The 20,267-nt window shown below is 70.4% G+C and carries 18 protein-coding genes; 12 read left to right on the top strand and 6 right to left on the bottom strand.

The genetic code is table 11. The features are described 5' to 3' along the window. Window positions 1–163: 163 nt before the first annotated feature. The 11 genes from H4W31_RS31160 to H4W31_RS31110 all read left to right on the top strand — a co-directional run bounded on the left by H4W31_RS31160 (window position 164) and on the right by H4W31_RS31110 (window position 11,731). Window positions 164–526, top strand: a complete 363-nt coding sequence (locus H4W31_RS31160; protein WP_192769887.1) for a sigma factor — start codon at window positions 164–166, stop codon at window positions 524–526. 159 nt (window positions 527–685) lie between these two features. After that, complete coding sequence (locus H4W31_RS31155; protein ID WP_404825636.1) at window positions 686–1,972, top strand: phosphodiester glycosidase family protein; 1,287 nt, start codon at window positions 686–688, stop codon at window positions 1,970–1,972. 266 nt (window positions 1,973–2,238) lie between these two features. Next, window positions 2,239–3,240, top strand: coding sequence for an ABC transporter substrate-binding protein (locus H4W31_RS31150; RefSeq protein ID WP_192769886.1), 1,002 nt, complete (start codon window positions 2,239–2,241; stop codon window positions 3,238–3,240). After that, window positions 3,237–4,040: a class I SAM-dependent methyltransferase gene (locus tag H4W31_RS31145; protein ID WP_192769885.1), complete on the top strand. Its 804-nt coding sequence runs from the start codon at window positions 3,237–3,239 to the stop codon at window positions 4,038–4,040. Before H4W31_RS31150 ends, H4W31_RS31145 begins: the two co-directional genes overlap by 4 nt. Then, entirely contained in the window at window positions 4,037–5,146 is a 1,110-nt protein-coding gene (locus H4W31_RS31140) for a FecCD family ABC transporter permease (RefSeq protein ID WP_192769884.1), read from the top strand. Before H4W31_RS31145 ends, H4W31_RS31140 begins: the two co-directional genes overlap by 4 nt. Before the next feature lie 38 nt (window positions 5,147–5,184). After that, a complete protein-coding gene (locus H4W31_RS31135) occupies window positions 5,185–6,051 on the top strand; it encodes an ABC transporter ATP-binding protein (RefSeq protein WP_318783507.1) in 867 nt (288 codons plus the stop codon). 273 nt (window positions 6,052–6,324) lie between these two features. Beyond that, window positions 6,325–7,530 carry an NAD(P)/FAD-dependent oxidoreductase gene (locus H4W31_RS31130; protein ID WP_192769883.1) on the top strand — a complete coding sequence of 402 codons (1,206 nt, stop codon included), beginning with the start codon at window positions 6,325–6,327 and terminating at the stop codon, window positions 7,528–7,530. Further along, complete coding sequence (locus H4W31_RS31125) at window positions 7,527–8,447, top strand: RNA polymerase sigma-70 factor (RefSeq protein ID WP_192769882.1); 921 nt, start codon at window positions 7,527–7,529, stop codon at window positions 8,445–8,447. The genes H4W31_RS31130 and H4W31_RS31125 overlap by 4 nt, the downstream gene beginning before the upstream one ends. A gap of 174 nt (window positions 8,448–8,621) precedes the next feature. After that, on the top strand, window positions 8,622–9,848 hold the full coding sequence (locus H4W31_RS31120; protein WP_192769881.1) for an ABC transporter substrate-binding protein: 1,227 nt from the start codon (window positions 8,622–8,624) through the stop codon (window positions 9,846–9,848). A gap of 57 nt (window positions 9,849–9,905) precedes the next feature. Beyond that, window positions 9,906–10,841 (top strand): carbohydrate ABC transporter permease, encoded by a 936-nt coding sequence (locus H4W31_RS31115; RefSeq protein WP_192769880.1) that lies wholly within the window; start codon window positions 9,906–9,908, stop codon window positions 10,839–10,841. Next, complete coding sequence (locus H4W31_RS31110; RefSeq protein ID WP_192769879.1) at window positions 10,841–11,731, top strand: carbohydrate ABC transporter permease; 891 nt, start codon at window positions 10,841–10,843, stop codon at window positions 11,729–11,731. Before H4W31_RS31115 ends, H4W31_RS31110 begins: the two co-directional genes overlap by 1 nt. Before the next feature lie 11 nt (window positions 11,732–11,742). Here the strand turns inward: H4W31_RS31110 and H4W31_RS31105 are convergent, their stop codons facing one another. The 6 genes from H4W31_RS31105 to H4W31_RS31080 all read right to left on the bottom strand — a co-directional run bounded on the left by H4W31_RS31105 (window position 11,743) and on the right by H4W31_RS31080 (window position 18,729). Then, window positions 11,743–13,065: a hemolysin family protein gene (locus H4W31_RS31105; RefSeq protein WP_192769878.1), complete on the bottom strand. Its 1,323-nt coding sequence runs from the start codon at window positions 13,063–13,065 to the stop codon at window positions 11,743–11,745. 181 nt (window positions 13,066–13,246) lie between these two features. After that, on the bottom strand, window positions 13,247–14,290 hold the full coding sequence (locus H4W31_RS31100; protein WP_192769877.1) for a sodium:calcium antiporter: 1,044 nt from the start codon (window positions 14,288–14,290) through the stop codon (window positions 13,247–13,249). A gap of 107 nt (window positions 14,291–14,397) precedes the next feature. Then, a complete protein-coding gene (locus tag H4W31_RS31095; protein ID WP_192769876.1) occupies window positions 14,398–15,345 on the bottom strand; it encodes a phosphotransferase in 948 nt (315 codons plus the stop codon). 105 nt (window positions 15,346–15,450) lie between these two features. After that, window positions 15,451–15,837, bottom strand: a complete 387-nt coding sequence (locus H4W31_RS31090) for a DUF779 domain-containing protein (protein WP_192769875.1) — start codon at window positions 15,835–15,837, stop codon at window positions 15,451–15,453. Window positions 15,838–15,840: 3 nt separating this feature from the next. Then, entirely contained in the window at window positions 15,841–17,364 is a 1,524-nt protein-coding gene (gene exaC / locus H4W31_RS31085; protein WP_192769874.1) for an acetaldehyde dehydrogenase ExaC, read from the bottom strand. Between the two features lie 60 nt (window positions 17,365–17,424). Next, window positions 17,425–18,729, bottom strand: a complete 1,305-nt coding sequence (locus tag H4W31_RS31080) for a GAF domain-containing protein (protein ID WP_192769873.1) — start codon at window positions 18,727–18,729, stop codon at window positions 17,425–17,427. A 243-nt stretch (window positions 18,730–18,972) separates the two neighbouring features. Between H4W31_RS31080 and H4W31_RS31075 the strand changes: the two genes are divergently transcribed. Beyond that, the gene (locus tag H4W31_RS31075; RefSeq protein WP_192769872.1) at window positions 18,973–20,202 is read left to right on the top strand and encodes an agmatinase family protein; all 1,230 of its coding nucleotides are present in this window, start codon (window positions 18,973–18,975) and stop codon (window positions 20,200–20,202) included. The last annotated feature ends 65 nt before the right edge of the window (window positions 20,203–20,267 follow it).

Here is a 20,267-nt window from a genome sequence, read left to right as displayed (position 1 = left end):
CGGGGGCATCTCGGAACCGGCCGGGACAGCGCACGAGGCAACAACCGGCACCGATCAACGGAACTCGACGGGTCGGTGCGCCCGCTCACCCCGTCGGGAGGCGCCGTCGAGCCGGCACGTGCCCTTGGGCGAACCGACCCCGCGACAACCACTGGGAGAACTGATGCTTCCCGAACCCCGCCGGCCACCTCGGCCGGCCACGCTGCCGAGCGCGTTCTGTGCGGTCGTCGCCGAACGACGCCTCCTCCAGAACCTCGCGTACCGCCTGCTCGGCTCGGCCCGCGTCGCGGAACACGCCGTACGGGAGACGTACGTCCGCTGGTACACGATGCCGGACGACGAACAGGGCGACATCGACAGCCCGGTCACCTGGCTCGTCGGCACGCTCGTCCGGATCTGTGTCGATCTCCTCGAATCGTCCGCACCCCGCGTCGGCGGCCAGACCGTCGACCAGGCAGGTTGCTCGCGGCTCGCGAGTCCTTCGCCTCGACGGTGGTCTGCCTGGCGCGATGTGCCGAAGCTGTAGTACCGCCGCGCGGGCCACTTGCGTACGCACCGGCCGACGGTGCCGCGCTTCCGATGCCGGGGAGCCGAAGACTCGCGCCTCGGTTCTGGTAATCCACCGTTGGCCTGCTCTTCAACGCCAATGGGCGGAGGGGTTCATCCCACCAAACAGGATGAGATCATGACCTTCTACACCCGCTCCCTCGCCGGAGTCCGGCGGGCCGGGGCCATCGCGGCCGTCATGACGGCCGCGATCGGGCTCGGCCTCGCCCCCGAGGCGCACGCCGCGACCGACACCGCAACCCTGCCACTGGGCGACGACGGCCTCGCGGAGACCCGGAGCAGCCAGACCCTGAGCCATGGCGTCACCCTGACCCGGATCGTCCGGGGCACCGACCCGGCTGCGGCCGACCAGATCAACACCACCACCCGTGGGCCGTGGGTCGTCAACGTCCTGACCATCGATCCGAAGACGACCCGGGGGCATCTGGCCGCGACCTACGGCCCCGACCTGGCGGAGGTGGAGAAGACCACCGATCTGGTCCGCGCCGCCGGCGCGCTGGTGGGGGTCAACGCCTCCTTCTTCACGTTCACGGCGAGCGCGCAGTACCCGGGTGACCCGGTGGGCCTGGGCGTCTTCGGCGGAAAGCTGCTCAGCGAGCCGACCGGCGATCCGGCCGAGGCCAACCTGGTCGTGGACGCGAGGAGCAACAAGGTCCTGATGGGCCGGTTGCGCTGGACCGGCACGGTCCAGAACACCCGGACGAAGGTCAGCCTGCCGCTGGAGTTCATCAACCACCCACCGGTGGTTCCGGCCGGCTGCGGCGACCTTGCCCAGCAGACGCAGTGCACCCTGCCGGGCGACGTGGTGCGGTTCACCCCGGAGTTCGCCGAGGCCACTCCGTCCGGGGCCGGCGTCGAGGTGGTCCTCGACGCGCAGGGCTGCGTGGTCCGGACCTCGACGACCCGTGGTACGACTCTGTCGAGGGAGCAGACGTCGTTGCAGGCGACCGGCCGGGACAGCGTAGCGCTGCTCGCCGTGGCGAAGGGCTGCCTCAAGCAGACCACTACGGTGCTGGACGAAGCGGGCAAGAAGCTCCGACTGCACGCGGGGATGTTCGCGGTGAACGGCCGTTACCGGCTGCTCGCCGACGGGCGGATCGTGGTGCCGGCCGGTTCGGACAGCTTCTTCGCTCGCAACCCGCGAACCATCGCGGGCACGACCGTCGATGGCAAGATCGTGCTTGCGACGCTCGACGGTCGCATGACGACCAGCGTCGGCACCACGATGGACGAGACCGCGGCCGTCGCCGCCGCGCTGGGCCTGCACGACGCGATCAACCTCGACGGTGGTGGGTCGACCGCCATGTCGGTGGAGGGCGCACTGGTCAACCAACCGAGCGGTGGTACCGAGCGGGCGGTCGGCGACGCGCTCGTCTTCGTGGACAGCAGGTTCACCGGCCGCTGAGCCCGTCCGCCACGGCGATCCGCCCGGGCCGTTCGCCTCGGGCGGATCGCCGTGCCGTCGGCCCGCCGTACCCGCACGGAGCAGAGGCCAGCGGGTGGATCAGTTGATCCGCGAGACCCAGCCCAGGCCGCCGCCGTCGACCCGGACCTGCCGGACGCGGTACGGGGGATCCGCCGCCAGCGCCCGACGGCTGCCGTACCCCCGCCTTCCACCTCCCCGAAGAGTCGCTGCTACTCTCCGCAGCTATGAAAATGGTTTTCATTTCGATGGCCTTGTCTGCGGTACTGGCCACCGCCGGCTGCTCGGCCAGCGGAGCCACCCCGCCGAACGGTCCGGGTGGTTCGGCCAGCGCGGTCCAGCTGAGCAACTGCGGACTTCCGCTCACCGTCACGACGGCACCGAAGCGCGCGATCACGCTGGAACAGAACGCCACCGAGATCATGCTCAGCCTCGGCCTCGCCGACCGGATGGCCGGCACCAGCTACCAGACCGACCCGGTGCTGCCGCAGTTGCGTCCGGCGTACGAGCGGGTGCCGGTACTGGCCAAGCTGTACCCGTCGCGGGAGGCGGTCCGGGCAGCGAACCCCGATTTCGTCTACTCGACCTACACCTCCGCGTACGCCCCCGACGCCGCCGGTCCCCGCGCCGACCTGGCCAGGCTCGGCGTACCCGCGTACCTGTCCGGGTTCGCCTGCGAGAACCCGGCAGACGCGATCCCCACGGTCAGCTTCGACGGGCTGTTCGGCGAGATCCGCGACATCGCCACCATCTTCGGCGTACGGGAGCGGGGCGAGAAGCTGATCCGCGAGCAGCAGGACCGGTTGGACGCGGCCCGAGGCACGGCTGCGACGACTCTGCCGAGCACCACCACTGCGCGGGGTACCGGCCCCTCCCTGCTCTGGTACTACTCCGGCACCACCACCCCGTACGTCGCCGGCCGTGGCGGCGTACCGGACGCGATCAGCTCGCTGCTCGGGTCCCGCAACGCGTTCGCCGACACCGCCCAGAAGTGGCCCGCCGGCAACTGGGAGGAGATCGCCAAACGCAACCCGGACGTGATCGTGCTGGCCGACCTGACCCGGGGCGGCGACGGCGACGGCGCCCAGTCGAAGATCGACTTCCTGCGCCGTAACCCGGTGACGTCCAAACTGGCCGCGGTGGTCGCCGGACGGTTCATCACCGTGCCCGGCTCGTCGATGGATCCGTCGGTCCGCAGCGTCGAGGCGGCCGAACTGGTCGGCGCGGGACTGCGCGGGATCGCCCGATGACCGCGCCGAACAACGCGGACGCGGGTGCGCCGGCGGCCGGGGCGCTGGACCAGCTGACCGCCCGGCACCTGCTCCAGCTCTGGGACGACCAGCAGTCCACCTACGTGGCCCACCGTGATCTGCGGTTCGCGGCGATGATCGACGTGCTGCGGCTGCACTGTCCCGACGACCTGACGATCCTGGACCTGGCCTGCGGTCCCGGAGCGATCACCGACCGGGTACTGGCCGCCTTTCCGCAGGCCGCCGCGGTCGCGGTGGACTACGACCCGATCCTGCTGCGGGTCGCCCGGGGTGCGCTCGAGCGGTACGGCGCACGGGCCGAGGTCCACGACGTGGATCTGACGGCAGCCGGCTGGGAGCGGGCGCTGGCGGGGCGGAGGATCAACGCCGTACTCAGTTCGACCGCGCTGCACTGGCTCGCACCGGAGCAACTGCTGCGCGTCTACACCACTGCGGCACGGCTGCTGCCGGCCGGCGGCGTGCTGCTCAACGCCGACCACCTCAGGTACGACGAATCGGCGCCCACGCTGCGCGACATCGCCTCCCGGCACGACGCACAGGTGCAGCGGGAGGCGTTCGCCACCGGAGCGCTCACCTACTCCGCCTGGTACGCCGAGGCGGCCCGTCATCCGGAACTGGCTGGACTGGCCGCGCAACGCCAGCGGCGGTTCGCCGACCGGCCGCCGCAGGCCCTGTCCCCACTGGAGTTCCACCTCGCCGCCCTGCGTACGGCCGGCTTCGCCGAGGTCGGCACGGTCTGGCAGTACCTGGACGACTACGTGGTCTTCGCCCGCCGATGAGTCCACCGACCACACCACTTCGCACCCCGGCGCCCGGGCCCGCTGCCGGAGCGCAACGAGGCTCGTCCAGCCCGGCAACCGGCCTACGGCGGGCCGGCGCCCGGTACATTCTGCCGCTGACCGTGTTCCTGCTGCTGCTCAGCGTCGCGGCAGCGGTAACCGTGGGCTCGGCCGAGCTCTCCGTCGCCGACGTACTGCGTGCGGTGGGTACTCATCTGGGCCTGCCGGTCCGCCCGCTGCCGCCGTTGCCGGACAGCATCGTGTGGGACCTGCGGCTGCCCCGGGTGCTGCTGGCCGCGCTGGTCGGTGCGGGCCTGGCGGTATGCGGCGCGGTGCTCCAGGCGCTCACCCGCAACCCGCTGGCCGACCCGTTCCTGCTCGGCGTCTCCGCCGGCGCCTCCACCGGCGCGGTGGCGGTGCTGGTGCTCGGGATCCGGATCGGCACCGGTCCGGTCGATCTGACCACCGGCGCGTTCGTCGGCAGCGTGGCCGCGTTCGGCGCGGTACTGCTGCTGGCTGGCCGACGAGCCGGCGAGCCGACCCGGATCGTGCTCGCCGGGGTGGCCGTCTCGCAGCTGTTCGGCGCGGTGACCAGCCTGATAGTGATCTCCGACGCGCACACCCAGGACACCCGCAGCGTGACGTTCTGGCTGCTCGGTTCGCTGACCGCGGCATCGTGGCCGACGGTGACGCTGTGCGCCGTGGTGGCCGGTGCCGGCCTGCTGGTCTGCTGGACCGCCGCGACGGCGCTGGACGCCTTCGGATTCGGCGCCGACACCGCACAGTCGCTCGGCTTCTCTCCCGGGCGTACCCGGCTGCTGCTGTTCGGCGTCACCGCGCTGGTGGCCGCCACACTGGTCGCGGCGAGCGGGGCGATCGGCTTCGTCGGGTTGACCGTGCCGCACGCGGTCCGGTTCATGATCGGCTCGCGGCACCGGGCGCTGATACCCAGCTGTGCGGTCACCGGCGCGATCTTCCTGATCTGGGCGGACACGGCGGCGCGGACCGTGTTCTCGCCACAGGAACTGCCGGTGGGTGTGCTCACCGCGCTTCTCGGGGTGCCGGTGTTCGCGCTGGTCATGCGGCACCGGGCGGGTACGTCGTGACCGGTCGGAATGCCCCCGCCGTTGCCGGATCGGACACCGTGGATCGGGGCGCCGCCGACCACGGCTGGCCGGGCGGGCCCGCCCGCGACGGCCGGGCCGGCGGCGACGGGTACGCCCTGGGCGCGCAGCCGGCGCGGCTGCGTGCGGACCGGGTCGGTTGGGGCGTGGCCGGCGTGCGGGTGCTGGCCGAGGTGGCGCTCGCCGCCGAACCGGGTACCACGGTCGGACTGCTCGGGCCGAACGGATCCGGTAAGTCGAGCCTGCTGCGGCTGCTGGCCGGGCTGGGCCGACCCGACTCGGGGCGGGTGCTGCTCGACGACGTCGAACTGCGCACGCTGCCCCGGCGGGTACTGGCCCGGCGGATCGCGGTGGTCACCCAGCACACGGCGACCGACGTGGAGATGTCCGCCCTGGAGGTGATCCTGCTGGGCCGGATCCCGTACCGGTCGCGCCTTGCCGGGGTCGCCGCCGCCGATCTGGCCCTGGCCCGGCAGGCGCTGGCCGAGGCCGGCCTGGCCGGTTTCGAGCAGCGGCGCTGGTCCAGCCTGTCCGGCGGGGAGCGGCAGCGGGTCGACATTGCCCGTGCCCTGGTACAGGAGCCGGATCTGCTGCTGCTCGACGAGCCGACGAACCATCTGGACATCCGGCACCAGCTGGAACTGCTGCGGTTCCTCGCGGGCTCGGCGACCACCGTCGTGGTGACCCTGCACGATCTCAACCTGGCGGCGCAGTACTGCGACCGGCTGGTGCTGTTGCGCGCCGGCCGAGTGGTCGCGGCGGGTACGCCCGCCGAGGTGCTCACCGCGAGCCGGATCGCACAGGTCTACCAGGTACGGGCGGAGGTCGACACGGCCGGCGACGGTCGGCCCCGAATCCGGTACTGCCGACCGCAGGCCAGCGGCTGACCGACCTTCTGCCGTAAGGCTCGGTCAGGTTCTTCGGCGAGGATCCGGCTTCCGATGGTTCCGGCGACTCCGAAGAGCGTGCTGCGCCCGGACGAGCAGGAGCAACTGGCGAATCTGCTTCGTACGATGCTGACCGCGCTCGGCGACGTACCGCCGGACGCGCGCCACTGAGCCGGCGCTCACCATGGCGCGCGTCACACCGGCCCGATGTCACATCCGGACGGGCAGCTCGCATCTGGTGGTCGTGAGCAACACACCGAGAGGGGCGCAACGATGAGCAGACAGCACAGGGCCGGCCCGGCGATCCCGCACCGCGTTCTGATCCTGGGCGCGGGTTACGCGGGCATGGCCGCGGCGATCCAGCTCGCGGCCCGGGTCAACGGGCGCAAGGACGTGCGGGTGACCCTGGTGAATGCGCAGGAGCGGTTCACCGAGCGGCTGCGGCTGCACATGACGGCGACCGGACAACAGCTCGCCGAGCTGAGCATCCCGGAGCTGCTGGAGGATGCGGGTGCGGGGTTCGTCCCCGGCTGGGTGACGGCGGTGGACGCGGACGCCAGGACGGTGCGGATCGACGACGGCCGGGTCCTGACCTACGACACCCTGGTGTACGCGTTGGGCAGCGTGGCCGATACGGTGGCGGTGCCGGGCGTCGAGGAGCACGCGTACACCCTCAGCAGCGTTCAGGACGCCGAGCTGCTGGCGGACCGGCTGGCCCGACTACACAGTGGCACAGTGGTGGTCGGTGGCAGCGGGCTGACCGGCATCGAGTCGGCTGCGGAGATCGCCGAACGGCATCCGGAGCTGAACGTCGTACTGCTGGGTCGGTCCGAGCCCGGTGCGACGATGAATCCGGGAGCCAGGGCGTACCTGCGGTCGGCGCTCGGACGTCTGGGGGTCCGGGTACGCAGCGAGGTCGAGGTGGTGAAGGTGTTGCCCGACGCGGTCGAGCTGGCGGGCGGGGAGAGCATCGCCGCCGACGTGGTCCTGTGGACGAGCGGAACGCGGGTGTCGCCGCTGGCGGCCGCTGCCGGGCTGACCGTCGACGAGCGTGGCCGCATCGTCACCGACGCCGCGCTGCGTTCCGTCTCGCACCCGGAGGTGTACGCCGTGGGCGACGCGGCCGCGATCCGTCAGGGCTACGGCGTGATGCACGGTACCTGCCAGGGCGGCATGCCGACCGGTGTGCACGCCGCGGTGTCGATCGTCCGGGTGCTGGCGGGCAAGCGGCCCGGGCGGTTCCGCTTCGGTTACTACCACACGCCGGTGAGCCTGGGCCGGCACGACGCGGTCGTGCAGTTCACCCGTCCCGACGACAGTCCTCGGCGGATGTACCTGACCGGCCGGATGGCGGCCCGGTACAAGGAGATGGTGACCGCTTCGCCCTGGTCGACCTACCGCCGGATGAAGAAGATGCCCGCCTCGGGCGCCTTCTGGCCCCGCGGTGGCCGCTTCACCCGGGTCGGGGGAGTGGGGTGACCCAGCCGTTCCCGGAACTCGACCAGCAGGTGTTCCACCAGCATCGCAAGCTGCTGTTCTCGGTGGCCTACCGCGTCCTCGGCAGCGCGGCCGATGCCGAGGACGCCGTGCAGGACGCCTGGATCAAGTGGTCGGCCGCCGACCGCTCGCAGGTGGCCGACCCCAGGGCGTACCTGGCGCGGATCGTGTCGAATCTGGCGCTGGAACGGCTGCGCTCCAGCCGGTACAAGCGGGAGACCTATGTCGGGCCGTGGCTTCCGGAGCCCATCCTCACCAGCGGCGACACGGCCGAGGCGGTCACGGACGCCGAGTCGGTGTCGATGGCGATGCTGGTGGTCCTGGAGACGCTGAGTCCGCTCGAGCGCGCGGTGTTCGTACTCAAGGAGGTCTTCGACTTCAGCCATGCCGAGATCGCCGAGGCGGTGGAGCGGTCCGAAGCCGCCGTTCGGCAGGCCGCGCACCGTGCTCGCGAGCACGTGCTGGCGCGACGACCGCGCTTCGCCCCGGACCGGTCACGGCAGCGCGAGGTCACCGAGAAATTCTTCGCCGCCGCGACGGGTGGCGACATCAACGCCCTGATGGAGTTGTTGTCCCCGGACGTCACGCTCTGGACCGACGGCGGCGGCAAGGTCCGCCAGGCGCTGCGTCCGGTCGTGGGCGCGGCCACGGTGGCCGCCTGGTTCGCGGCCATCGGTACGGTCACCTACCAGGGCGTCGATCCGGCCGACATGAACGCCGACCTCGTCGAGATCAACGGTGGGCCGGGCATGGTGTTCCGGGGGATGGGCCGGGTGATCGCCACCGTCACCCTCGACTTCGACACCGACGGCCAGATCACCGCCGTCCACAACGTGGCCAACCCGGACAAGCTCCGGGCCGTCACCGACGGCACCGCGCACGACGTCGGGACACGATGAGCGCGCCGACCTCGACCTGGGGAGGTTGGACCAACGGGCGTACCCGGGATCGTCCGCCCCTGCGTCGCAACGGTCTCGGTGCTGGCCGCCGCGACGGTTTGCCGGCCGAAGGGCGAGGGTAGGGAGCGATCACCGTGACGCCCGTCACGTCCGTCGTTGCCGGAGGTGCCGTGCATGTCCCGTCGCATCGCCCGTCTCGTCGCGGGTCTCGCCACGACGTCACTGGTCGCCGGCTGCGGTCTGGTCGGCGGCGCGGAGGACGGGCGTGTCGAGATCGAGTTCTTCCAGTTCAAGTCGGAGGCGGTACAGACCTTCGACAAGATCATTGCGGATTTCGAGCGGGAGCGTCCGGACATCCGTGTGGTGCAGAACCACGTACCCGACTCGGAGACCGCGCTGCGGACGCGACTGGTCCGCGACGACATTCCGGATGTGATGACGCTCAACGGCAACGCCTCGTACGCCGAACTGGCCCGTGCCGGGGTCTTCTACGACTTCTCCGGCGTCGCCGCCGGCAGGACCGTCATCCCCGCGATCCTGAAGGTGCTGGACGATCTCGGCACCGCGAGTCCCGGTGAGGTGAACGCACTACCGTTCGCCAGCAACGCCTCGGGCGTCATCTACAACAAGGAGATCTTCGCGGCCCATGGTGTCGGCGTACCGGAGACCTGGGAGGACCTGATCGCGGCCGCGGAGAAGTTCCGGGCCGCGCGGATCACACCGGTGTACGGCACGTTGAGCGACTCGTGGACCGCGCTGAGCGCGCTCAACCCGATCGCCGCCAACCTGTCGCCGGACGACTACTGGAACCGGTTGCGCGGCGACCAGACCTCGTTTCGGCAGGGCTGGCCCGAGGTCGCCCAGCGGTACGAGCAGCTCTTCTCGTACGCCCAGCAGGACAGGCTCTCCCGCGGCTACGACGACGGCAACCAGGCGTTCGCCAAGGGACAGGCCGCGATGTACGTCCAGGGCAGTTGGACCATCCCGGCGATCCGCCAGTTCGATCCCGCCTTCGACCTCGGCGTCTTCCCGATGCCGGTGGGTGACGCACGACTGGTGTCCGGAGTGGACGTGGCGGTGACCATGCCGCGCGAGCCACGCCGCGAGCGGGAGTCGTTGGCGTTCGTGGAGTACCTGATGCGTCCCGAGGTGATCGCCGCGTACGCCGAGGAGCAGAGCGCGGTCCCGACGCTGCGCGGGCAGGCCCCGGCCGACCCCGCGCTGACGGACCTGGCGCCGCTGTTCGAGCAGGGCCGGATCGTCGGTTTCCCCGACCATCAGATCCCGCCGGTGATCCCGCTGGCGCAGATCGCCCAGCAGTTCCTCATCGACGGCGACGAGCGGGCCTTCCTGTCCACGCTGGACAGCGAGTGGAACAAGTTCGCCCGGCGGCGGAAGTGAGCGGGCAGCGGACGGACCGGGGGCGATGACGGTGACGATGGTCGGAGGACTCCACCCATGACAACTGCCACGACGTCGCCGGTCGACACCGACGAGACGTCGCACCGCTCCCGCCGCCGGCGGCGCCGGTCCCACCGCACCGACCCCGTCTTCTACTGGATGGCCGTCCCGGCGCTCGTACTCTTCTTCGTCTTCCACACGATCCCGGTGCTGCAGGGCGTCTTCTACAGCTTCACCGACTACGCGGGCTACGGCGACTGGAGCTTCGTCGGTCTGGAGAACTACGGGTACATCTTCTCCGACGAGCGGATCCGTGATTCGTACCTGTTCACGTTCCAGTTCGCCATCCTCAGCACGGTGCTGACCAATGTCATCGCACTGGCGATCGCGGTCGGGCTGAACTCGCGGATCAGGTTCCGTACCGCGCTGCGGGGGATCTTCTTCCTTCCTCAGGTGATGTCGATCCTGGTGCTCGGCTACATCTTCAACTACCTGTTCAGCACGACCCTGCCGTACCTCGGCCAGAAGTGGGGCAGCGAGACCTTCGCCACCAGCATCCTGGCCGACGAGGACCTGGCCTGGGTCGCGATCGTGGTCTTCGCGGTCTGGCAGGCGACCGCCTTCGCGGTCATTCTCTACCTGGCCGGCCTTCAGACCATCCCCACCGAGCTGTACGAGGCGGCGTCGATCGACGGGGCCGGCCGGTGGCGACAGTTCCGACAGATCACCTTCCCGCTGATCGCGGCGTTCTTCACCATCAACATGGTGCTGTCGCTGAAGAACTTCCTTCAGGTCTTCGACCACATCATCCCGCTGACGGCCGGCGGCCCGGGCACCTCCACCGAGAGCATCTCCATGGTCATCTACCGGGGCGGCTTCCAGGGCGGCGACTTCGCCTACCAGACCGCCAACGCCGTGCTCTTCTTCATCGTGATCGTCGCGTTCTCGCTCTTCCAGCTCCGGATCCTGATGCGCCGGGAGGTGCAGGCCTGATGTCCAGCCAGACCCTCGCCACCCGGGACACGGCCGCCGGACAACCGCCGGGCCGACCGGTCCGCCCCCGTCGGAGGAACCGGGTCAACTGGTGGCTCACCGCGCTGATGGCCGTCCTGTCGCTGACCATTCTCATCCCGCTCTACTTCGCGGTGGTCACCGCGCTCAAGACCCCGGAGGAGCTTGCCGGGTCCGGCTTCGCGCCGCCGGAGAACCCGCGCTGGGCAAACTTCGCGGACGCCTGGGAGCTGACCGGCTTCCCGAACGCCGCGGTCAACAGCGCGATGATCACGGTTGGCGCGCTGGTGCTGACCCTGCTGACCAACTCCATGGTGTCGTACGCGATCTCGCGCAACCTGCACCGGCGCGGCTTCAAGCTGCTCTTCTACTACTTCGTCTCGGCGCTGTTCGTGCCGTTTCCGATCATCATGCTGCCGGTGGTGAAGCAGACGGCCCTGCTGGGCATGGACAACCAGCTCGGCCTGACCTTCCTGTACGTGGTGTACGGCCTGGCCCTCAACGTCTTCATCTACGTCGGCTACCTCAACTCGATCCCGAGGGAACTGGAGGAGGCGGCGCTGACCGACGGGGCGGGCGTCTGGACCACGTTCTGGCGGATCATCTTCCCGCTGCTGGCCCCGATCAACGCCACCGTGGGCATCCTGACCTGCCTGTGGGCATGGAACGACTTCCTGCTCCCGCTGGTGGTGCTCTCCAGCCCGGACGCGCAGACCCTGCCACTGGTCCAGTACGTGTTCCAGGGCCAGTTCAGCACCAACTACACGCTCGCCTTCTCGTCGTACCTGATGGCGCTGGCGCCGATGGTGCTGATCTACCTGATCGCGCAGCGTTGGGTGATCTCCGGCGTGATGCGCGGCTCCAGCAGGTGAGGCGGCCCTGCCTATCTGCGGCGCCCCTCGGCCCGGTCGGCATCGGCGGCGCCCGGTTCCGTCACCGGCGCGGACCGGGGGCGTAGTCGGACCTTGGTGATGGCGTGTTTGGTGATCTCGACGACCTGGGCGGTGAAGGTCGGCAGCTCGACGGTTTCGCCGGGTGCGGTGGGGATGTGGCCGAGGCGGGCGAGCAGGAGTCCGGCGATGGTGGTGTAGTCGCCGTCGTCGGGTTCGTCGAGGTCGAGTCCGAGGTCGGGTAGGTCGTGGATGGGGAACGTTCCGGCCAGCAGCAGCGTGCCGTCGGCTTCCCGGACGACGGCTTGGACGTCGCGGTCGGTCTCGTCGTAGATCTCCCCGACGATCTCCTCGATCAGGTCCTCGAGGGTCACGATGCCGTCGTTGGCGCCGCGTTCGTCCACCACGATGGCGAACTGCTGGCGCCGCTGGCGCAGTTGTCGGAGGGCCTCGGTGACGCGGAGGGTCTCGGGCAGGAACAGGACCGGGGCGGCGTGGTCGGCCACCGTGCCGGTGTCGTCGAGCAGATCCCGCAGGTGGACGATGCCGGTCACGTCGTCGAGACCGCCCCGGTTGACGACCGGGGCCCGGCTGTGGCCGGAGTCGACGAGCAGGCGCCGCGCCTGCGCGGTGGGCAGGTTGGCCGGCAGGGTGGTGACCTGCCCACGGGGGACGAGAACCTCGCGCAGGATCCGGTCGGCGATCTCGAAGGCTCCGCTGATGATGGTGCGGTGCTCGGCGGTCAGCCCGCGCTGCGAGGCGACCATCTCCCGTAGCTCCTCGGCGCTGACCTCTTCCCGGCCGCCGTCGGGATCGACGCCGGTGAGCCGTACGACGACGTTCGTGGACTTGCTGAGCAGCCAGACCGCCGGGCGGGAGAACGTCGAGAGCGCGTCGAGTGGTCGGGCGACGAGCAGGGCCCAGCCTTCGGCCCGCTGCATCGCGATCCGTTTCGGCGCGAGTTCGCCGAGGACGAGGGTGACGAAGGTCAGCAGGATCGTGACGAGCACGATCGAGGCCGGTTCGGCGGCCGAGCCGAGGAATCCGAGCGCCGGTACGAGCGGCTTGGCGAGGGAGACCGCGGCGGCGGCGGAGGCGAGGAAGCCGGCCAGGGTGATGCCGATCTGGATGGTGGCGAGGAACCGGTTGGGGTCGCGTGCCAGCCTGGCCAGGACCCTTCCGCCCCGGGACTGCCGTTCCAGCCGTTGGAGCTGGCTCTCGCGCAGTGACACCAGGGCCATCTCACTGCCGGAGAACACGGCGTTGATCAGTACCAGTACCGCCACCAGCGCTACCTGTAGCCCGTAGCCACCCACTGAACGTCCTGCCTCCGCTATCTCGAACTGCCGGGGATGGCCGACGTAGCCGGTACGGGGCTCGGCCGGCCTGTGGCGGCAAGGGTACGTGAGGTGCTGGCCGGGCAGCCGATCAAGGCAGGACGTCCCGAAGCTGGCTCGGCCGCGCCCGCCCGCCTCCGGGAACCGTCCCGGGCGCGGGTCAGGTCGCGAGGATGGCGGTCATCCCGGCGTACGTGACGAGGAGGAGGACACCTTCGAAACCGAGGCGCCCCCAGCCGCACGCCTGCCGGACGAGCAGGCCGCCGAGCAGGATGGCGGTCATGAGCAGGCCGGTGGTGGTGATGAACAGGTCCTCGGTGCCGGCGGCGTGGTATATCGACCCCTGTCGGTAGGCGACATCCCCGACGACGAGGGTGAGCAGGTCGAGGATGTTGCCGCCGAGGACGGCGGCGACGGCCAGGGTGACCGCGCCCCGGCGTACCGCGGCGATCGCGGTGACAGCCTCCGGCAGGGCGTTCACCACGCCCAGCAGGACACCACCGGTGAACCCGGCGGTCAGCCCGGTCGTCTCCACGACGCTCTCGGCCGCCAGCGACACCGCCCAGCCGCTCAGGGCCACGAAGGCGCCGACCAGCACGAACCGGGCCCAGAGCCGGGACTGGCCGAGGCGGTCGAGGGCGCCATGCTCCTGCGGTACGTCCGGGCGGGTCTCGGTGGTGCCGACGGCCTGCCACATCGGTTCGGCGCCGGCCCTGCGGATCAGCCGGAGGCCGCCGAGATAGCAGGCGACGATCACCACGGACACCGGATGGATACCCACGACGGTGACATCGGGGCTGTAGCTGCCCAGCAGGGCCAGCGCGAGCAGGGCGATGAGCAGGCAGCCGAAGAGCAGGTTCGACGGCGATGCGGCGGCGTGTTCCAGGTTGGCCCTGCGGTAGAAGGCGTCGGCGAGCGCGAGGGCGGTGGTCTGCGCGGCGATTCCGCCGACGGCGTTACTGTAGCCGAGTTCGGGATGCCCGTTCGCCGCGGTGACCGCGGTCATCACGATTCCGGACAGCCCGGTCGCGACGCCGAAGAACACCACTCCGAACACCGCCTCGCCCCAGCCGGTCCGGTCGGCCAGGGCGTCGCCGAGGGCGACCAGTCGGATGCTGCCCAGGATGGTGATCAGCCCGGCGACGGCGAAGACCCCGATGCTCGGGCCGAGTGGCCACGGCACCTCGGGTAGAAACCCCAACATTGGGCGTTAATCCCCGAATTGGCGCCTTTGATGCCTAAAGTCAGCCGGGGCACCGGCCCCGGCGGGCCCGAGCGGCACGCGGGGAAAGGGATGACCCCTCGCCAGGGTCAGCCGGACCGGGGTACGCCGTCCCGCACCCAGTGCCGGATCTGCTGTGCCGCCTGGTCGGCGACGGGGTGCCCGACGGGGCGGGTGACCAGGTCGCTGAGCGCGAACATGTCGAGCACCCGCCCCAGGTACCCGCGCTCCTCGGCGAGTTCCGGATCGGCAGGCTGCTGATCGAAAAAGGCGTGCCGGAAGCCGGCGAGGAACCCGTCGGGATAGTCGGCGCCGAACCGGACCATGTTCGCGGCATCGCCGTACGTGCAGCCGGAGTAGCTGAACTCCCAGTCCAGGACGGCGTCGACGTGCCAGCCGCCGGAGGACCGGGTGACCAGGATGTTCTTCGGATTGATGTCGGCGTGCACCAGCCGGGCGTGAGCGTCGACGCGCCTCAGCGCCGGGGCGTGGGCCGTGCACAGCTCCACCCAGGCCCGCCGGGTGGCCTGGTCCAGCCTGGCCGGGGGAGTGCCGTCCATACAGGTCGCGGCGAGCCCGGGAAGCTGCTCCGACCATGGCGCCTCCGCGCCGACGGTGAGTTGCTCGTCGACGAAGAAGCCTGGACGGTCGAACGTCGCCGCGCCGATGCCGGCGACTACCCGCCCCACCTCGGCGCCGAGGTCGGCCAGGACCGCCCGGTCGTACCCGCCTGCGGTGAGCACCTGGCTGAGCGGGGTGCCGGCCACGTACTCCAGCACCATCGCCGGCCGGGCGCTGCCGGCCTCGGCCGACGATGGCAACACCTGCAGCACCGGCGGGACGGGGGCGTACCGCCGAGCCACGGCCATGACCGCCGCCTCGATGGCCGGGTCCGGACCACCGAGCCGGGCGACCACCTGGGAGTCCGCCATCGTGAGCAGGCAGGTTTCGTGCGAGAAGCCGCCGGCCAGCGTACGCGTCGCGACGACCCTGCCACCCAGTGCCGCCGCGATGCGGTCGATCTCCTCAGCCTGCACGCGTCACAGTCAACCAGCCAGCGGAATGCCGCCTACCGGACCCCGGACCACCCGTCGCCGAACCACCGGCGCAGGGGTCCGGGAAACGTGCACCGGTCCGTGGCGCTACACGTTCAGGACGGCGTCCTCCTCCGGTGTGAGCATCCGGGACCGGATCAGGAATCGCACGCCCTCGGGTGCCTCCAACGAGAAGCCGCCGCCCCGGCCCGGCACAACGTCGACGGTGAGGTGGGTGTGCCGCCAGGTCTCGAACTGCGCCCTCGACATCCAGAACGTCACCGGTTCCGGTACCCCGTCGACCCGCAGGGCGGCGAGCTGGATATCGGACGCGCCGGTCCGGAACTCACCCTGTACGTAGCACATCGGTGAGCTGCCGTCGCAGCACCCGCCCGACTGATGGAACATCAACGGCCCGTGTACGCCGGACAGGGTGCGGAGCAGTTCCGCCGCCGCCTCGGTGACGGCCACCCGGGAGATGTCGGTGCTGGGCATGGCCTAGAACAGTCCCAGCTTCTTGGCCGAGTAACTGACCAGGAGATTCTTGGTCTGCTGGTAGTGGTCGAGCATCATCTTGTGGTTCTCCCGCCCGATGCCGGAGCCCTTGTACCCGCCGAACGCGGCGTGTGCGGGGTAGGCGTGGTAGCAGTTCGTCCAGACCCGGCCGGCCTGGATCGCCCGTCCGGCCCGGTAGGCGGTGTTGGCGTCGCGGGTCCAGACGCCCGCGCCGAGCCCGTACAGGGTGTCGTTGGCGATCTTCATGGCGTCGTCGTAGTCGGCGAACGGGGCCACCGACACCACGGGGCCGAAGATCTCCTCCTGGAAGACACGCATCGAGTTGTTGCCCTGGAAGATCGTGGGCTGGACGTAGTATCCGCCGGAGAGTTCGCCGGGCATGTCGGCCCGGGCACCGCCGGTGAGGACCTTGGCGCCCTCCCTCGTACCGATGTCCAGGTAGGACAGGATCTTCTCCAACTGGTCGTTCGAGGCCTGCGCACCGATCATCGTGGCCAGGTCGAGCGGATGACCTCGGACGATCTGTTCGGTACGGGCCACCGCGGCGTCGAGGAAGTCCTGGTAGTGGTCCTGCTGGATCAGCGCCCGCGACGGGCAGGTGCAGACCTCGCCCTGGTTGAGGGCGAACATCGTGAAGCCTTCGAGAGCCTTGTCGTAGAAGTCGTCGCGCGCCGCGCTGACGTCGGCGAAGAAGATGTTCGGGCTCTTCCCACCGAGTTCGAGGGTGACGGGTGTGATGTTCTCGCTGGCGTACTGCATGATCAGCCGCCCGGTGGTGGTCTCGCCGGTGAAGGCGACCTTCGCCACCCGTGGGCTGGTGGCCAGGGGCTTGCCGGCTTCGATGCCGAACCCGTTGACGATGTTGACCACGCCGGGCGGCAGCAGGTCCGCGACCAGGCTCATCCAGAAATGGATCGAGGCTGGGGTCTGCTCGGCGGGCTTGAGGACCACGGCGTTCCCGGCCGCCAGTGCCGGCGCGAGCTTCCAGGTGGCCATCAGGATCGGGAAGTTCCACGGGATGATCTGGGCCACCACCCCGAGCGGCTCGTGGAAGTGGTACGCGACCGTGTCCTCGTCGAGTTCGGCGAGCGAGCCCTCCTGCGCGCGGATCGCGCCGGCGAAGTACCGGAAGTGGTCGATCGCCAGGGGGATGTCGGCGGCCAGGCACTCCCGGATCGGCTTGCCGTTCTCCCACGTCTCGGCGACGGCGAGCGCCTCGAGGTTGGCCTCCATCCGATCGGCGATCCTGTTCAGGATGTTCGCGCGTTCGCCGACGGAGGTACGGCCCCAGGCGGGTGCGGCGCCGTGCGCCGCGTCGAGGGCCCGTTCGACGTCCTCGGCGCTGCCGCGGGCGATCTCGCAGAAGGGTTGCCCGGTGACCGGAGTCGGGTTGTCGAAGTACCGGCCGAGCGCGGGTGCGACGTATTCTCCGCCGATCCAGTGGTCGTAGCGGGACTGGTAGTTCAGCGTGGCTCCGGATGTGCCGGGCGCCGCAAAGTCGGTCATGGGGGGTGACCTCCGTCAGCTGCTGCCGCCCCTGGTCGGACGGTCAGGGATGGATGGCGGTCACGGTAGTTTCGGGGACGTTGCATGGACGTTGCGTCGGGCCGGGAGGCCGTACTCCGTGCGGAGCTGTCGGCACCGCTGCTCGGCGATCGTGCGGTGCGTCGACGGGTACACCGTGATCCGGGCCAGCCGCTCCCACACCCGTAGGTCGTCAAAGCCGTGCCGGTCGGCCCAGCCGCGTACGAGGTCCGGTTCCCGGCAGGCGAGTACGGCGGCGCGCAGCCGGGTGTCGAGCCAGTTCCGCTGCTCGACCACGCCCGGTGCCTCCGAATCCGGCAGCAGCGGACCGTGGTAACCGCCGAGCGCTCCGCCCAGATCGTCGGCGCGTAACGCCGAGGCGACGTCGAGGAAGTCGGCGCCGACCGGCTCGACCAGGCGGTACGGCCGGGAGGCGAGCCGGTCGCCGATGACGCGGCGCAGCCGGGTCAACTCCACCCGTAGCGTCGTGGGGTTCGCCGGTCCGTCGTAGAGGGCCGAGGCGAGCTGCTCACCGGTCAACCCGTCCGGACGGAGCATCAGCATGATCATGATTTCGGTGTGCCGGCGGTGCAGCCGGATGTTCCGACCGTCCAGGCGCAGCAGCCCTTCGGGCCGGCCCAGTGCCGACAACCGTGGCGGAGCCGCACCCGGGAGCCATAGCCCCGACGGCCGCCGGGCCAGCTCGGATTCCGCGGCCCGGGCCGCGGCCCGGACCAGCGCGAGGCTCAGCGGGTTCGCCACCCCGTCATCACCGGTGATGTCGACGACCCCGAGCGGTCGGCCGGTCGCCGGATCGTGGATCGGCGCCGCCGAGCAGGTCCACGCCTGGACCGCCGGCCGGAAGTGCTCGGTGGCGAAGATCTGGACCTCGTGGTCGAGTGCCAACGCCGTACCGGGCGCGTTGGTGCCGGCATGCTCCTCGTCCCAGAGCGCACCCTCGACGAAGTTCATCCGCTCGGCCGAGGCGCGGGCGACCGGATGCCCCTCCACCCACATCAGTCGGCCGTCGGCATCCGACACCGCCATCAGGTGCTCGCCCTCCTCGGCCACCGTACCGACGAGTTGGCGGAGCAGCCCGATCACGGACGCCAGCGGATGTCGGGACCGGTAGCCGGAGAGGTCCTCGTCGACGAGGGTGACCGGGGCGTCGCCCGCCGGCTCGACCCGGGCGTCCGCCGACCGCAGCCACGACTGGGCGACCACCGGTCGTACGGCGTCGACACCGGCCATCGCGTGCGTCGAGACGAAGGCCGAATGTGCCCGTCCGATCTCGCGGGCCCGCGTCAGCGGGTCCGTGCCAACCTCGGCGAGCCACGCGTTGCCCATGCCCTCCCGCCATCGACCGGGATGCCATTGATACTCACCCCATCGTCGGCCGGACGCAACGCGGGGCGGCCTCCCCGGTGCCGTACCCGAACCATCCACCCGCAAGCCCCGGCCCGAGCCTCGCGGGCTCGGCCGGGCGGCCGGGGTGGAAAGGATCGCCGTATCCACGGTGTCGCGCCTGTTCCCGGGGTAACGTGCCGGGAGGTGCTGGTCGGGGGCTCCGACCGACGAGGGAGACCGACGATGACTCAGCATCCGCACGATGCCCCGACTGGCGCAGCCGGTCCGCACGCCGGTTCCCCGGGGCGCGACCACGGCCACTCGCACAGCGACGCGTTCGCGACCCGGGAGGGCAGGTGGGCGCAGCTCGCCGAGGAGCGACTGTCGCTGTACCGCCACGACGAGGAGATCGAGCGTGGCCTGGCCTTCGGCCTGCCGGGCTCACCGACCCTGGTCGACCGGACCATCCCCACGTTCTCGCGCGGCGAACTGCCGCACTTCGCGGGCGAGCGTGGCACGTTCCTCAACTCCCCGTACCTGGAGGACGTCAACGACATCGAGGACGCCGAGGTCGCCGTCTTCGGCGCGCCGCTCGACTCGGGAGCCACGTACCGGCCCGGTGCGCGGTTCGGCCCGCAGGGCATCCGCCGCTCGACGAACCTGTTCGGCACCTACTGCTACGAGTTGGGTGTCGACCTGCGCGAACAGTTGAACATGGTCGACATCGGCGACGTCTTCACCATCCCGGGCAACCTGGAGAAGTCGTTCGACCAGATCAGCCAGGCCATGGCTCATGTGTACGCCCGCGGCGTGTTCCCCGTCATCCTGGGCGGCGACCACTCCATCGGGTACCCGACGATCCGTGGCATGGCGCCGTACGTCGACGGAAACATCGGCATCATCCACTTCGACCGGCATGTCGACACCCAGGAGACCGACCTGGACGAGCGCATGCACACCACCCCGTGGTTCCACGCGACGAACATCAGGAACGCACCGGCCACGAACCTGGTCCAGATCGGCATCGGCGGCTGGCAGTCGCCGCGAGCCGGGGTCAGGGTCGGCCGTGAGCGGGGGACGACGGTCATCACCGTCGGCGACGTCGAACGGGTTGGTATCGAGAAGGTTGCCGAAGTGGCGCTGGAGACGGCGTGGAAGGACGCCAAGGCCGTCTACCTGTCGTTCGACATCGACGTGATCGATGCCGGATTCGTCCCGGGCACCGGCTGGCCGGAGCCGGGCGGGCTACTGCCACGCGAGGCGCTGAATCTCGTACGCCGGATCGCGGCCCCCGGGCTCGCCGGCCTTGAGGTGGTCGAGTGCGCTCCGCCGTACGACTGGGCGGAGCAGACAGCACTGCTGAGTTCCCGGGTGATCCTTGATTCCCTCGCGGTCCTGGTCCGGGAGGGAAGGCTCGGCCGGAAGGCCGCCGTCAGGAACCGCCACGCGTGGGGACCCGTGGACAGCCACTGATCGGCGACCGGTCAGCGGATTCGACCCCGTGCACGGTCATGAACGTGCGGCCGTCCACACCGGGG

Origin of the sequence: Plantactinospora soyae (assembly GCF_014874095.1) — a bacterium.
In the GTDB taxonomy this organism is placed as follows: domain Bacteria; phylum Actinomycetota; class Actinomycetes; order Mycobacteriales; family Micromonosporaceae; genus Plantactinospora; species Plantactinospora soyae.
Note: the sequence above shows the minus strand (reverse complement) of the source record. Positions and strands in the feature narration are given on the sequence as shown.